This is a genomic window from Ureibacillus massiliensis 4400831 = CIP 108448 = CCUG 49529, from assembly GCF_000772965.1.
Taxonomy (GTDB): Bacteria; Bacillota; Bacilli; order Bacillales_A; family Planococcaceae; genus Ureibacillus; species Ureibacillus massiliensis.
Genome location: NZ_JPVQ01000001.1, coordinates 159941 through 175314 on the forward strand (window position 1 = coordinate 159941; position 15374 = coordinate 175314).

At 33.5% G+C, this 15374-nt stretch carries 10 protein-coding genes, 1 pseudogene and 1 CRISPR repeat array; all 11 genes and pseudogenes read left to right on the forward strand.

Translation table 11 applies throughout. The annotated features are described in order from the left end of the window. The first annotated feature begins 27 nt into the window (after nucleotides 1-27). Nucleotides 28-759: a CRISPR-associated endoribonuclease Cas6 gene (gene cas6 / locus CD30_RS00825; protein ID WP_036171044.1), complete on the forward strand. Its 732-nt coding sequence runs from the start codon at nucleotides 28-30 to the stop codon at nucleotides 757-759. Further along, nucleotides 737-2524, forward strand: a complete 1788-nt coding sequence (locus tag CD30_RS00830; protein WP_141096020.1) for a hypothetical protein — start codon at nucleotides 737-739, stop codon at nucleotides 2522-2524. The genes cas6 and CD30_RS00830 overlap by 23 nt, the downstream gene beginning before the upstream one ends. A gap of 16 nt (nucleotides 2525-2540) precedes the next feature. After that, nucleotides 2541-3446, forward strand: a complete 906-nt coding sequence (cas7i, locus tag CD30_RS00835) for a type I-B CRISPR-associated protein Cas7/Cst2/DevR (protein WP_036171048.1) — start codon at nucleotides 2541-2543, stop codon at nucleotides 3444-3446. After that, entirely contained in the window at nucleotides 3427-4134 is a 708-nt protein-coding gene (cas5b, locus tag CD30_RS00840; RefSeq protein WP_036171050.1) for a type I-B CRISPR-associated protein Cas5b, read from the forward strand. The genes cas7i and cas5b overlap by 20 nt, the downstream gene beginning before the upstream one ends. Before the next feature lie 9 nt (nucleotides 4135-4143). Continuing rightward, nucleotides 4144-6453 (forward strand): CRISPR-associated helicase/endonuclease Cas3, encoded by a 2310-nt coding sequence (locus CD30_RS00845; protein WP_036171051.1) that lies wholly within the window; start codon nucleotides 4144-4146, stop codon nucleotides 6451-6453. 16 nt (nucleotides 6454-6469) lie between these two features. Continuing rightward, a pseudogene (gene cas4, locus CD30_RS00850) lies at nucleotides 6470-6982 on the forward strand (CRISPR-associated protein Cas4). Beyond that, nucleotides 6972-7955 (forward strand): type I-B CRISPR-associated endonuclease Cas1b, encoded by a 984-nt coding sequence (gene cas1b / locus CD30_RS00855; RefSeq protein ID WP_036171053.1) that lies wholly within the window; start codon nucleotides 6972-6974, stop codon nucleotides 7953-7955. Before cas4 ends, cas1b begins: the two are co-directional and overlap by 11 nt. A 1-nt stretch (nucleotide 7956) precedes the next feature. After that, nucleotides 7957-8220: a CRISPR-associated endonuclease Cas2 gene (cas2, locus tag CD30_RS00860; RefSeq protein ID WP_036171056.1), complete on the forward strand. Its 264-nt coding sequence runs from the start codon at nucleotides 7957-7959 to the stop codon at nucleotides 8218-8220. Between the two features lie 152 nt (nucleotides 8221-8372). After that, nucleotides 8373-10286: a CRISPR direct-repeat array (repeat unit 29 nt; unit sequence GTTTTATCTGAACGTAGTGGGATTTAAAG). Nucleotides 10287-10475: 189 nt separating this feature from the next. Then, nucleotides 10476-11621, forward strand: coding sequence for an S-layer homology domain-containing protein (locus CD30_RS19375; RefSeq protein WP_052126001.1), 1146 nt, complete (start codon nucleotides 10476-10478; stop codon nucleotides 11619-11621). Nucleotides 11622-11639: 18 nt separating this feature from the next. Then, entirely contained in the window at nucleotides 11640-13973 is a 2334-nt protein-coding gene (locus CD30_RS00870; RefSeq protein ID WP_036171058.1) for a DUF5704 domain-containing protein, read from the forward strand. A 475-nt stretch (nucleotides 13974-14448) separates the two neighbouring features. Then, a complete protein-coding gene (locus tag CD30_RS00875; RefSeq protein WP_036171060.1) occupies nucleotides 14449-15324 on the forward strand; it encodes a transporter substrate-binding domain-containing protein in 876 nt (291 codons plus the stop codon). The last annotated feature ends 50 nt before the right edge of the window (nucleotides 15325-15374 follow it).

Genomic DNA, 15374 nt, shown 5'->3' on the forward strand with positions numbered 1-15374 from the left:
TAAAATAATTAAATAGGAGTGTTAAATTTGAGAATTAGAATTCATTTGAAGACAAAAGAAATTCCTATTCATTATCGTATGATGGTTCTGTCCTTAATTAAAGAAGCGATACGAACCAGCGATGAGAAATTATATCAAAGACTATATTTGGACAATGCTTCGAAACCTAAAACATATTCCTTTGCAGTCTATTTATCGAATCTAAATAAAAAAGAGAATGTTTTTGAGGTTGATGGTGCATCAGTTACAATTTCAAGCTCAAATCCAGAAATTGCAGTTTCATTGATTAATGGTTTTCAACAAATGAAAAAATATAGTTATCAAAAGTGGACACTTCAAATATTGAAAGTTGAATTATTAAAAGAGAAAACCATAAATAGTTCTGTTGTGAAATTTGTTACAAATAGTCCTTTGTTATTAGAAGACAAGGATAACAAGCCTTTGCTCATAACATCTAAAAACTTTGAAGAGGAAGCAAATATTGTTAGTAATAAACAATTTTTATCTTTGTATGGAAGAACTCTTAAGAGACCAATTAAAATAAAAGACTTTAATATGAAAAAACAAGTTATTCAAGAATCGAATAGCCATGCTAATGGGCAAACATTATTCTACACATGTCAAAAAGGATTTATTACTTTAGAAGGAGATATAGAAGATTTAAAACTAATATATCAGGATGGGTACCTTCTGAGAAAGTCCCAAGGGATGGGGCAACTGGAGGTGGTAAAAAGTTATGGTTCAAATTGTAGTGAATGATTGGATGACATCAATGGGAGCAGTTGCATTGTTAAGACTTGATGAGGATAAACAAGAAATTCATGCTAAAGCAAATACTTTAGAGGTACCAATTGAATGGTTAAAGCATTTGCCAGAGACATTATTCCAATACTTTTTAAAACATTATAGTGTAGCAGATCGTGAGTATCAAGCTCTTCAAAATTTAGTTAACATTTATATAAGGAATTTAGAAAAGGAAGAATCAAAATTAAAGGAAAACATTAAATGGATAAATGAACGAGTAAAAAGTACATGTGACAAAGTAAAAAAGTATTTTCCTGATCTAGATGCTGAGCTTATAAACTGTATGTCAAATATAAAAATAGCTATGGAGTCTAAAGATACAAGGAAATTGGAAGATCAAATTGGACGTCTATATCAAATTTACAAACAACAAAAAATAGATCAAAAGTTAACATTAAACTGGGTTAAAGCAACTTTACTTTCATCCGCAGCAGGACAAGCTTCATTTTTAAATGTTGCAAAGAACGCTTTATCTTTTAAAGAACAAAAATCACTTTTTGAAAGAGATTATATATTGCCAGTTTTATGGGAATTGAGATTGAGAGAAAAATTTGAAAAAGGTGACGAAGAAGAAATAGAAGCATTATTTAAAATAGGAGAGAAACCTGAATATGCTAAATCTTGGGCGAGTGAAAAGAAAAAGTCAAAATTAAGTTGGTATGAATGGCTAAAAACTGTTCCAGAATGTGGTTTGATTGAAAATCAATGGGGAACTGCATCATTTGAAGAAATGCATTTCGTGCCACTTGGTATGAGTGTATCGAATGCTTATAACTATGCTTGGGATGGGAACCTTCAAGCGGTGCAATCGATTAGCGCATTAGCTAAATTATTGCTACTCCTTTCCCCATTAGGAACGTATCGTTATAGACGCCCTAGTAAGGGTGAACTAGTTAATGTATTTGGCTTTTTACATGCAGAATCAAGCTGTCAAAAAACATTTATGTTAAATAATCAATTTTCAAATTCAATGAGAACAGATACAAGATTTAGTGAAGCAATCCGTGATTCCTTCGGCAAACTAAAAGAAATAGAAAATCGACGCAATGAAGTGACTGTGCTTATTGAATGGGATACAGATTATAAAGCGAAAAAAACATTTCTAGAATATAAAAGTTTAAATCCGAATTTTGTAGATTACATTATTTCTACAAAAGAAAATGTTATAGAGAAGATATCTCCTTACCAATTTCGTGAAGAAATTATTCGAGCTGCTTTTGATAATTTAGATTGTAAAAATTTAATTATGAAAGAAATGCATCGAATAATGAACCTGCCAACAACTAATAGAGACACGTTTTCACTTAAAAATGCACTTATAATGAGAGAACATCTATTGATGTTAAAGGAGGAAAAAAACTTGCTAACGGAAAAAACTGTAACTGAAAAAATGTACGCATTGGGTTTTCGAATTGCACAAACATTAGGAGGGAAAAAGGAAGAAGCTACAGATACTCTCTATCAAGCTCCGAATGAGAAAAAACTAACTTCTACAGCTTATCGACTCTTAAATGCTGCTAAAGCGGGAAATAGGGAACTATTTTTTGATACAGTAGTTCGATTACACTTGGCTGCAAATATGAATGTAGGGAAAAATTTAGTTAAAGCAGTAGATTTAAACACCTCAGATAAGGAATTTACATCTATAGCTTTAGCATTCATAGCAGGACTTACTCCGGGAAAAAAACAAATAATAGAAGAAACAGAAGTAAAACTTTAAAAGGGAGGAATAGGACATGGGTAAAACATTGACAATAACAATCGTATTTGAAGCAGGATCACTTAATTATGGAGAAGGATTTGCGAACATTTCTGAATTGAAAAAATTTAATCGGGCAGACGGAAATATATACTCTTTCGCATCACGTCAAGCACTAAGATATGACATTGTTCGTTTAGGAAACGAATGGTTTGATTGGAATCTTGATGTAGTATCGAAAGAAAAAGGTACTGTGCAATTTAAAGACGAAGTGACTATTGAAGATTCCGTTGAGATGGATTTATTTGGTTATTTAAAAACTGGGAAAAAATCATTAAAACGTGCGGCTGTTGTACGCTTAAGCCATGCCGTTTCATTAGAACCCTATAATGGTGATATGGAGTTTTTAAATAATATGGGTTTAGCTGAAAGGAATAAATTAGATCCTAACTTAGCGAATATTGAAAATCATATTAGTTTATACACATATACGATTACGATTGATTTGGATAAAATAGGTATCGACTCAAATGATAACGTGACATTGAGTAATGAACAGCGTTTTGAACGTGTACAACAATTTTTAGAAATTGTTAAGCTGTTATCACGTCATATTAGAGGTCGACAAGAAAATTTAGCACCTTTATTTATTGTAGGTGGTGTATATCCATATGCAAATCCTTTATTCCAAGGACGTATTCAACTGAAAAATGGTGAACTACAAGTAAATCCTTTGATTGAAGTAATGGAAACCACTTTTGCGGGAAGTAGTGTTAAAGGTGATACTTTAATTGGCATAGCATCAGGAAAATTTAGTAATGAACAAGAATTTCGTTCTACTTTTGCTGAAAATATTTCTACTATTGAAGAAACATTTCAGGTCCTTATAAATCAGGTGGCACAACATTATGGAGTGAAACAAAATGCGACTGTTAAGGCTTAAAATATTTCAAGAAACGGCGTGCTATCAAAAACCGTTTGCCTTTAAGGTAGGAGAAACATATCCGTTAGCCCCATTTTCTACTGTAAAAGGAATGCTTCATTCCATTTTAGAAGCAACAGAATATATCCCAATGAATTTGTCGATTCAAGGAAAAAGTGAAAGTATTATCATCGACTATTCTAATAAATTTATGTTTAAAAAGGCATCAGTACAACTGCCATTAAATATGGATGGGTTAGTATTAGAGATAGAACCTGAAAATGTAACTACTATGCCAATGTATCAGCATCTTTTATACAATATAGAGCATGTAATTCATGTTGAGACCGAAGAAAGTGTACTTAAAAGGCTTTATGAAAACCTTACTACTCCTACTAAAACTCTTAGTCTTGGACGCTGGGAAGATCTTGTACGGATTGATGAAGTATGCTTTGTAGAAGCAGAAGAAACGTATAATAAAGTAAAAACTCAAATGGACCTTTTTGTTCCAAGAGATATTGCAAATCAACGTAAAGATTTGAGAGGAGACATAGTAAAAACTTATTATCGTCTTACTCGAAAATACGAGATTATTAGAGGGAAAAGGGTTTGGGACTATATCCCAGTTGCTTTTTTACCATCAGGACAAACGTTTATAAATCCAGTTTTATTTGACTCAAAGTATCCAGTATTTTTAATGAAAGGGTAGAAGTATAAAATGGTGTTTTATGCGAAATCGAAACCAGATATATTAACTATTTCAGAACATACAAGTGATGTACTTGATGGTGTGGAGGTGCTTCGTCGTACATACGGCGAACGCCTTTTTCTTTTAAATGAAAAAGATTGGGAACTACTAAGATATGCAGCTTTATATCATGATGTAGGAAAGTATAGTGATGGCTTCCAAAACAAAATCCATAGTGCTATTCACAACAAAAAAGCTATTCAAATAGAAAACTATCCTCATAACTATTTATCAGTTGCATTAATTCCTTTTTATGAGTTAGAGGATACAACCATTTTTGAATTTGAAGATTTATATTTATTAGCCTTGATTGTTGGTTACCATCATGAACGGGATCGTTTACCGAATAATAGTGAAATTATAGAGATTTTCAATACACAGCTTCGTCGATATTTAGAGCAAATTAAAAATGATATAGGTATACCGATAGCTGATGAACCGTACGAACAATATATAAAAATAATAAACAATAGAAGGGACATTTATTACTCTGAGACAAAAGCATTACTTAATAGATACATTCTATTAAAAGGTTTACTTCACCGTGCAGACTATGCTGCTTCAGCAAAGAGAAAGCATGAAGCAATCGAAAATTATGTTGAGCAAGCGATTAATGAGTCAGTTGGTGAGAAAGTAACAGACTATATGAAAGTAAAAAATTATGACTTTAGAGAACTTCAAGTAATAGCATCAGAACATCAAGATAAAAATATTTTACTTGTTGCTCAAACAGGTAGTGGAAAAACGGAAGCTTCATTATTATGGATAGGTCAAGAAAAAGGATTTATTACATTACCTTTGCGTGTGAGTATTAATGCTATGTACGATAGAATTCGTAATGAAAATAATATAGGGTTTCAATCTACAGGGTTGCTTCATTCGGGAGCATTTGATTATTTATTTGTAAGTACTGAGGATTCTGAAGATGAATCTTTTGAGTTAACAACAACTCAACTATTGCAAGCGGAATTACTTGCTTCCAAGCTTACGCTATCCACCATCGATCAAATTTTTAAATTTCCTTTATTATATAGAGGTTTTGAAAAAGAATTAGCTACACTTGCATATTCAAAAGTTGTAATAGATGAGATTCAGTCCTATGACCCTCATATTGTAGCAATATTAATTCAAGGAATTGAAATGATTACAAAATTAGGTGGGAAATGGATGATTATGACAGCTACTTTGCCAGCTATTTTTGTGGATGAACTAAAAAAACGTAAACTTCTAGAGCCGGATATAACAAAACAATGCAAAGTTATATTACCTAATAATCCAAAAGAAAATAAAAATGCAGTTCCAATAAGGCACAAGATTCAGCTATTGAATAAAGGTATTTTAAATTGTGTAGAAGAAGTTATTAGCCTGGCTGAGGACAAGAAAGTTTTAATTGTTGTCAATACAGTATTGCAAGCGCTAGCTATGTATGATGCTTTAAATAATGAGCCTAATATAAATGTGAATCTTTTACATTCACAATTCACCTCAAAGGATCGCCAACAAAAAGAAGCAGCAATTAAATCCTTTGGTCAAATCGATAGTAATGAAGCTGGAATTTGGATTACAACTCAAATTGTTGAGGCATCTATTGATGTGGATTTCGATTATTTATTTACAGAAGCAGCAACGCCTGACTCCTTATTCCAACGTTTTGGACGATGTAATAGAAAAGGGAAACGTTATCCAAAAACTATAGTTCCTCTTGAACCAAATGTCTTTATTTGTACACAAGAGGTTTCAGGTTTGGAGTCAATTTATGAAGAGACTATTGTTGAAAATGGTCTGGAGGCATTGAAAAAATTTGACGGGCAATTAATAGACGAAGAATCAAAAATTAATATTGTTGAATATATTTTTAGTCGAGAAAATTTATCAGGAACAAAGTATTTAAAGACATTTGATGAATCTCTTAAAGAGCTAAAAAAATTAACTCCTTTTAATCTAGAAAAATCTGATGCTCAAAAAATATTAAGAGACATCACGAGTTGTTTAATTATTCCTGGACGTGAGTGTTTTAATGAAGCGATGGAATTAATAGAGGAATATGAAAAATTGGATAAGAAAGATACGATTGGAAGGAAAAAAATTATTTATCAATTAAATCAATTAACGATTTCAGTTAATCGGTGGAGGTTAGAGGTTCGTAAAAAAGAAAAAGGATTTAAGTTAAATAGACTTGATCATAAAGCATTTAGTCATATTTTATATGCGTCAGTAAAATATTCAACTGAGCGAGGTTTAGAATTAGCTTGCGATGATGTATCGAGTAGATTTTTTTAAATGAGGAGATGCTGTAATGTTTGAAGTAGGAGGTTTACACATCCAATATTACGCAATATGCAAACGAAAACTTTGGTTATATAGCCGACAAATTTCATTTGAAACAGAAAATGATCGTGTAATTGAAGGTACGTTACTTCATGAAAGTTCTTATCAACGAAAAGATAAAGAACTTATGGTTGGATAATCCGCTAAAATTGATGTTATTGATTCAGAGTTTGTTCAAGAAACAAAGCTTTCTAGCAAAATGAAAAATGCTGATGAACTTCAGCTTTTATATTATCTTTATATATTGAAAAAACGTGGAATTGAAAAGCGGGGTAAAATTGCCTACACCAAGGAGAAAAAAGTTATTGAAATTGAGTTAGATGAAAAAAATGAAGAAAAAATTCGAAAAGTTATAGCAGAAGTCTATAAAATAGTTGAGAATGAAGCTGCTCCAACATTAAAAAAACTAACATACTGTAAAAGCTGTGCGTATTTTGATTTTTGCTATGCAGAGGAAGGAGAAGGGGAAAATGCAAAGTGATATTTTTGTGTTTTCAAACGGACGACTTCAACGAAAAGACAATACTCTTTATATTCTTGCAGAGGATGGTCGTAAACGTCCAGTCCCGATTGAACAGATAGAGAATGTTCACCTATTTGGACAAATAGATTTAAATAGCTCTTTATTAAATTTTGTTGGTCAAAAAGAAGTAATCCTTCATTTTTATAACTATTATGGTTTTTATACAGGAAGTTTTTACCCAAGGGAGCAAAAGGTGTCAGGAATTGTGACAGTAAAACAAAGCGAGCACTATTTAATAAAAGAAAAAAGGCTCTATTTAGCTCAAAATTTTGTGAAATCTGCTGCATTCCATATGATTCGTACCTGTAGAAAGAGAAAAAATATTGATTCAGAATCTGTAAAAGAAATTATGAAATTAGACAAAGAGATTGATAAAACAAAAAATGTTCAACAAACAATGGGGATAGAGGGGATGATACGTCAACATTATTACAAAGCCTTAAACGAAATGATTCCTCAAGAATTTATTTTTGAAGAAAGAAGTAAAAGACCTCCAAGAGATCCATTTAATGCGTTAATATCATTCGGAAATACTATGATGTACACTGCCGTTTTATCAGAAATATATAAAACACATTTAAACCCTACAATTAGTTATTTACATGAACCCTCACAAAAGCGATTTTCCTTATGTCTAGATTTGGCAGAAATATTTAAGCCTATGTTGGTAGATCCATTATTGCTAACCCTGGTTAACACGAAGAAAATTCAACTAAAGCATTTTGACGATCATGAAGGAATGATCCATTTAAACGAAGAGGGTAGAAAAATTTTTATTACGGCATTTGATGAACGTCTACAAAGTACAATTCGTCATAGAAAACTAAATCGAAATGTATCTTATAGATATTTGATTCGATTAGAATGTTATAAACTAATTAAACATGTTATTGGTGATACAAAGTATATTCCATTGAAAGCATGGTGGTAAAATGTTTGTAATTATTACCTATGATGTAAATGAAAAAAGAGTAGGAAAAGTTTGTAAAAAACTAAGAGAACATTTAACTTGGACTCAAAATTCAGTATTTGAGGGTGAGATAACAAAAGGACAATTTTTAAAATGCAGGCAACAAGTAGAAAAAATAATAAACCCAGAGGAAGATAGTATTTATTACTATATTGTAGAGAATCCCAAAAATATTAAGAAGGAATTTAAAGGAACTGAAAAAGGAGATTTTGACATCTTTTTTTAATTGGTGCATTTTGGTAATTTGTTTAAAAATCTTTATAAGTATTGATATAATTAAGCTTATACAAATTAATTTAATTCCTGTTGAAACATTATTAGTAGTCCACTGCAAATTTATAGTTATAATTGTAGATATACCATAGGTTTTAAATAGGGGTTTTATCTGAACGTAGTGGGATTTAAAGGAATAGTACGTGGGACGACTTCACGTCGCATTGTAAGTTTTATCTGAACGTAGTGGGATTTAAAGTTTCAAAAATTTTTATAGTTTAATAGAAGAAAAGAGGGTTTTATCTGAACGTAGTGGGATTTAAAGTAAAAACTATCCGAACTAATGTAATCGGAGCGGGACGTTTTATCTGAACGTAGTGGGATTTAAAGGGAATTACTCCTAAAATACAAGCGCGTAATCGTCTTGTTTTATCTGAACGTAGTGGGATTTAAAGTGATTTCGTCTTTTAAATGGACATTTCCGCTACCAGTTTTATCTGAACGTAGTGGGATTTAAAGAAAAATTAAGGGGTGTCGTATTATACCACAAAAATGTTTTATCTGAACGTAGTGGGATTTAAAGTGACCCAGTTGTCGGAATCTGATGTTTTAGACTTAAGTTTTATCTGAACGTAGTGGGATTTAAAGCACTCAGATTTTAAATCTACGGTATCTCAATATACTGTTTTATCTGAACGTAGTGGGATTTAAAGTAGTGTAATAATGTTCTTTCGTGTTAATTGTTTCAGTTTTATCTGAACGTAGTGGGATTTAAAGTAGTCATGATACTTCCATCGTTAAATTTCACTAAAGGTTTTATCTGAACGTAGTGGGATTTAAAGACTGCATATACTTTTCCGCTATTTTGTCCGATTGCGTAGTTTTATCTGAACGTAGTGGGATTTAAAGGACCCAAATATTTATAAAACTCATACCACTCTGTCCGTTTTATCTGAACGTAGTGGGATTTAAAGAGTTAAATGTTCATTCAGTCTAGCAATGCCGTTATTGTTTTATCTGAACGTAGTGGGATTTAAAGGGTTCTGAAAAACGTGTATCAAAGTATTCACCTATAGTTTTATCTGAACGTAGTGGGATTTAAAGTCAGAAGTATTTGATTTGTTCACAATGCATAGACATGGTTTTATCTGAACGTAGTGGGATTTAAAGAATGGCCAAAATGTAGAAGTATTAAAACACAGAAAAACGTTTTATCTGAACGTAGTGGGATTTAAAGTTAGAGGATACCGATTCTTTTAACTTTTCTAACATAGTTTTATCTGAACGTAGTGGGATTTAAAGGACGAACAGATGAAAACTTTTCTACATACCATCCCTGTTTTATCTGAACGTAGTGGGATTTAAAGGAGTTACCATTAATTTTTTATAATACCAAAGGAAAAGTTTTATCTGAACGTAGTGGGATTTAAAGTGGACTATGGGTGCTTGCTGAGGGCATTATTTACGTTTTATCTGAACGTAGTGGGATTTAAAGTTTGCTTTTACTCTCGATATAAACATAAAAATACCGTTTTATCTGAACGTAGTGGGATTTAAAGGCAGTAATCGAATAATTTCTCTCGCTTCATCTTTAGTTTTATCTGAACGTAGTGGGATTTAAAGAATAATTTAATTAAAATTTTGTATAAAAAAGAACGGGTTTTATCTGAATGTAGTGGGATTTAAAGAATGGTTTCATCACATTTCTTCCGAGCAACCCCATTGTTTTATCTGAACGTAGTGGGATTTAAAGAATTATCCTGAAGTTGTAACAATGGACTTCTTAATGTTTTATCTGAACGTAGTGGGATTTAAAGAGCCAACCAAATAAAGCGCCAAATGCGTCACCGATTGTTTTATCTGAACGTAGTGGGATTTAAAGTAACCAAAACCAATATGTTTTGGAACGGGGTTTTCCTCGTTTTATCTGAACGTAGTGGGATTTAAAGGACGTTCGTGATTCACTTTATTTTTCTCGAAATAGGCGTTTTATCTGAACATAATGGGATTTAAAGTTGTTCGTTTCAACATACATGTTCCAGGAGAAATTGTTTTATCTGAACGTAGTGGGATTTAAAGATTGGAAGAAAAATACTAACAAGTTAAAAAGGGACAAATCTTGGTTGTTAAAATGGGGTATGGTTAGATATCCATACTCACAAAGGAAGGATTATTACTTAAAACCAGTTATTTGTATAATTTGAGCAATCTGTAAAGACTGTTAAAATTTAATTATATAAAAATATTAAAAGGAAAAGAGGGATTTCTATGAAATCAAATAAGTTTGTCTTAGGTGCTTTGACTTTAGCGGTTATGACACCGGCCATTGTGATTCCAATGACACAATATGCTGAGGTAACACCAGCGTTTGCATCGGAAAAAGTAGCTTTTTCGAAAATCTTTTCTGATGTTTCGAAGAATAGCGATTATTATGAAACGATTCATCAAATGGCAGAGAAGGGCATTATTAATGGTTACGAAGATGGCACATTCCGTCCATTAGAGAAAATTTCTCGTCAACATGCAGCAGTATTAATTAATAGTGCGACGGATTTACCAAAGACACTACCATTCAAAGCCTTTAAAGATGTACCGCAAAGTCACTATTACTACGATCAAATAAAAGCAGTACAAATGGCTGGTATTTTAGAAGCGGATGGAAAGGGCAACTTCAACGGTGCGAAAGCCATTACTCGTGGAGAAATGGCAAAAGCCTTAGCAATTGCCTTTGATCTTGAAGTAAAGGCGGATTATAGCTTTAAAGATGTACCTGACAGCAATGAATACGCAGAATACATTAAAGCGCTCTATTCAAACGGTGTAGCCGCAGGATATGAAGATGGTACGTTCAAACCGAATGAATCATTATCTCGCGTACACTACGCATTATTCATGAACAAAGCGATGAATCTTGATCCAAACTTTGTACCTAAGCCAATTGAGGAAGATACGACAACTCAACCTCCTAATCCAGTTGGTTCTTTATTAGTAGTACAAATGCCATCTAATGTAGCACCGGGTCAAAGCTATCCATTATATGATAAATTAGTTGAAATGGACTGGAAAGATAGATTTCCATTACCAGCAGGTTACTCTGATATGAAACCAGCCGAATATGTTGCGATGTTAGATGTAGAACAAGAGAAGTTATTAGTTGAAAATAAACACCTTACACATCTTACTTTTCATTTAAATAAGGGGTTACTTGAGACATCTAAATCTACTCCAGAAGAAGCTTTAGCAAGAACTGCTGGATGGATGGGACTTACTGTTGATGAATTGAAATATGCTATTAATGAAGCAACCAGAACAGGTAAAGTAATTGATGGAGGAACGTTTTCATTATATTTTGATTTTACAGGATATGCTATTGTAACAACATACAGAGAGCCTGGACTACCACCTGTAGAATAAAGAAGAGAGGCTGATATAATGAATAAAATAATTCTAGAAGCAGCTGTATTATCTTCATTTTTTCTTTTAATTATCAGTTTTCATTCTATAGAAGCAAGTGCGGAAAGTGTAACAATAGATGGGATTTTAATGCACGATGATGTAAATAAAGACAACCCTGAAGACGAACCTCAATCATATGAAGCTGTTGAGAAATTGTTTAATGAAAGGCCAGAAGATAGAACTGGTTACAGTTTAACATTGTACAGGTGTACTCCAGGATCATCAGATCCTGGAGGATGGTATCCTGAGAATGTATACCAAACAGCTGATGCTTCAGAAAATCCAAAATGGTATGACCCTGCTCAATATAAAGATATAATTATTGAGAAAACAGATCAAGAAACCTATGATGCTCTTATAGCTTCTGGTGAAATGTTTAGATACGACGCTGACAACGGATACAATTCTATAAACGGAACTCCATTTGACACAAGAGTAGAGAGATATCCTTGTCCTTATGAAGGAGCAACAGCATATCATTATAACAATAATGAATTCTATCTTACAGTAACATTTGAAATGCCTGATGATAATCCAGGAGGTGGAGATGGTGGTAACGGGCCAGCTTGTCATGTTACTACCTCTACTCAGGCTACTGATACAATTGAAAGTGATTCAAAGGACATGGATACCGATCCAATCGGAGAAATCAATGAAGATGATAGTAGTGGAAGTAACATATTTAACGTGATGGATTACTCCATTCCCACCGATGAGTACCTCGACACCTATGGGGAAACCAAGCGGTATTTAATGGATTACAAATTTCAAAAATACGAGGGAACGATTACCTATACAGTGGAAGTAGATAGGAATTATAACCTCAAATGGAAAACCTCTTATACTTGTGGTAGTGATGAAAATCCAAGAACATGTTGGGAATCTCATTCAGATAAAGACCATAAAATGTTATCGTTTAAAGACACCTATAATTATTCGTTCTGGCAAATTGGTCATTTAGTATTTTATGAGTTTGATAACTTTGAATTTGACAATTATGCGTTACCAAATCAACATGTAACAGTCATAAACAATGAACATGAAACAGCTATTGATGCCGTTCACTCGGCAATTTGGGAAAAACACGTACAAGTACAGCCTTGTAACAATGTCACACTATCAACAAAGACGGTAGACCTTGGTAAAAGTAACCGTAAACCAAGTAGTGGAAGTGATTACTTCACATCGAGTGAAAAGATAGAATTTGAAGAAGCAGCCGAACGTCACACACGACAACCCGAAGTGACAAATGACTTTGTGGAACTAGAAACAGAATCAGATCGTGATGAAACGCGCGGTGGCGAAAAAATCAACGACCAAGATATTGATTTAGAAGATTACCGAGAAATACACATGAGCGATGAAGAAGCAGTTTGTAACGGGACAACGAATCTTTTAGATGATTCCCCAATGGATTGCTTTACGGAAGATGCAACAGAACTTCCAAGCTCTGATATTGTTGATCTTTATCGAAACGGCTATTACATAGATGCTGAAAAAGTAAATAACTATAAGACACGTAGCGAAATTACAGCAAACTATGAAAGAATTATTAATATCAATAAATCACCATCAAGAACGAAATCGTTTACGAATGATTCCGATGGACGAGATATTAATACCGTAACCGTCCATACACCGGTTGTGATGTATTCAAGGTCATCTGACGATAAGGAACATGACCAACGAATTAATCCACCGCTGCGTTCCACACCAGCCAATCCTGATATAGATCGACATGCGTATATCCTTGATCGACCGTTTACCGTTTGGTTGCCAACAAATGGACAGCATTTAGATTATCCAGGATATGGGGAACGAGATTACTTGAAGTATTATAAAAATAAACAAGTAAAATTTCCATTTGATGTGTACTCAGAAACAAAAGCGGCTTTCTATCCAGCAAATACATGGATTAACGTACCGCCCGATATGCAACAAGTAACATTTTTCTTACCGGTATGGGTACCAGAAGGAGAATATACGGTAGATTATCGAGCCTTTGCGATCAATTATCCAGGAGCAACGTATCCATATGAGGTAGCAGAAGGTGGAGAACAGCACGAAAAGAACACAACGATACCAAATAGTGAATACAACGTACCGCCTGCAGGAACGCAATCAGCTGCTCATACCGTATATGATTCTATTGAAGTCGATGTGGTGGGAAGATTATATGACTTCCATATTACCGATATCATGGATTACAACTGGAAAAACACATTCCGTAATCAAGATGGGTTAACACCGACAGGAAATTCATATTGGGTAGGATTGAATGGAATTGACGGACAATTCTCTTTAGGATAAGGAAGATAAGGAGCTAGGGTTAGATACATTTATTCGAATAGCAGTGATAAATATCGTTCTAATAGAGTAGCGCCGGGGTGATTCTTTCTAGAATGTGGTCTATCGAGGTGTGAGTTATACGTGTTTTCTGGCATTGGATGAAATGAAAAAGCTTCTACATAATATATCTGCAATTATTTTAAGAAGAATGTTTATTTAATCAAGAACTCATTTAGCTTTTTTCTGGAGAAGGGATGAAGTGTAAGTAAACTTTTTAGTATGTGACGAACTTTTCAATATGTTTTTGATATGAACAGGCAAACCATTTGCGTGACAAGACCACTAGTTCAAATGGTTATGATTATTTATTCTTAACCAATCCCATTTCTGGTATTATCTTTATATCCATTTCTGACCATTTTATTCCTCGCCAAATCTGCTACAATATGTAAAGTGCGCATTCCCATAGTTAAACGTATAAAAGGAGTTTTAAAAAATGAATTTCAAACAACTAGGTAAACTTTTCGCCTTAAGTTTTGCCACGGTATCGATTCTCGCGGCGTGTGGTAATAATGAAACGGCGACTGAAAATGAGCAGCCAGAAAAAGTACAAGAAACACAGGATGTTACAAAAATCAAAGTAGCCTTTGCACAAGCGGCAAAGCCAATTACATATGTAGATGAGAATGGAAATCCTGCGGGATATGATGTCGAAGCGATGATGTTAGTGGATGAGGCGTTAGAGGATTACGAATTTGAATTTGTTCCGACAACAGATGAAGACCTATTTATCGGTGTTGAGCAAGGGAAATATCAAGTGGGTGTGAAAAATGCTTTCTACACAGAAGAACGTGAAGAAAATTTCCTATTCCCAAAAGAGTTTCTTGGTTTAAGCAGTGCTGGGTTGTTATTACCTGCTGATCAATCCAATATTAAAAACTTAAGTGATTTTGCAACTTCTGAAATGACATTAGCACCGATTGCAGCAAGCAGCGCTCAATATACACTTGTTGCTGACTATAATGAAGCAAACCCATTTAACGAAGTGGAGCTTGAAGCTGGTGAAGAGTTCAATTTAGACGTTGTGCAATGGGTCAACGAAGGTCGTGCGGATGGAGCAATCACTATTGAAGCGTTATATACAGCACAAGTTTTAGATGAAAACGGTCCGTACTATGAGTTTAAAGATGACCTTGTTTACAATGAGTTTGCCGTAATCAAAACTTGGCCTTTATTCAACAAAGAACAAGAACAATTCGCTGCTGCTTATGACGAAGCGATTAAAGAAATCCGTGAATCAGGTGCTCTAAGTGAACTAATGGAAAAACACTATGGCAAAGATTTATTCCCGTTATTAGAGCAAGTAAATTAAACAAATCTTTACGAATTAGAGTAGAAGGAGTTTTCTTTCTGCTCTTTTTA

What these genes read in the sequence shown, in the direction of transcription:
- CD30_RS00830 (WP_141096020.1), top strand. Translation starts at nt 737, where the DNA reads ATGGTTCAAATTGTAGTGAATGATTGGATGACATCAATGGGAGCAGTT.
- cas7i (WP_036171048.1), top strand. Translation starts at nt 2,541, where the DNA reads ATGGGTAAAACATTGACAATAACAATCGTATTTGAAGCAGGATCACTT.
- cas5b (WP_036171050.1), top strand. Translation starts at nt 3,427, where the DNA reads ATGCGACTGTTAAGGCTTAAAATATTTCAAGAAACGGCGTGCTATCAA.
- CD30_RS00845 (WP_036171051.1), top strand. Translation starts at nt 4,144, where the DNA reads ATGGTGTTTTATGCGAAATCGAAACCAGATATATTAACTATTTCAGAA.
- cas1b (WP_036171053.1), top strand. Translation starts at nt 6,972, where the DNA reads ATGCAAAGTGATATTTTTGTGTTTTCAAACGGACGACTTCAACGAAAA.
- cas2 (WP_036171056.1), top strand. Translation starts at nt 7,957, where the DNA reads ATGTTTGTAATTATTACCTATGATGTAAATGAAAAAAGAGTAGGAAAA.
- CD30_RS19375 (WP_052126001.1), top strand. Translation starts at nt 10,476, where the DNA reads ATGAAATCAAATAAGTTTGTCTTAGGTGCTTTGACTTTAGCGGTTATG.
- CD30_RS00870 (WP_036171058.1), top strand. Translation starts at nt 11,640, where the DNA reads ATGAATAAAATAATTCTAGAAGCAGCTGTATTATCTTCATTTTTTCTT.
- CD30_RS00875 (WP_036171060.1), top strand. Translation starts at nt 14,449, where the DNA reads ATGAATTTCAAACAACTAGGTAAACTTTTCGCCTTAAGTTTTGCCACG.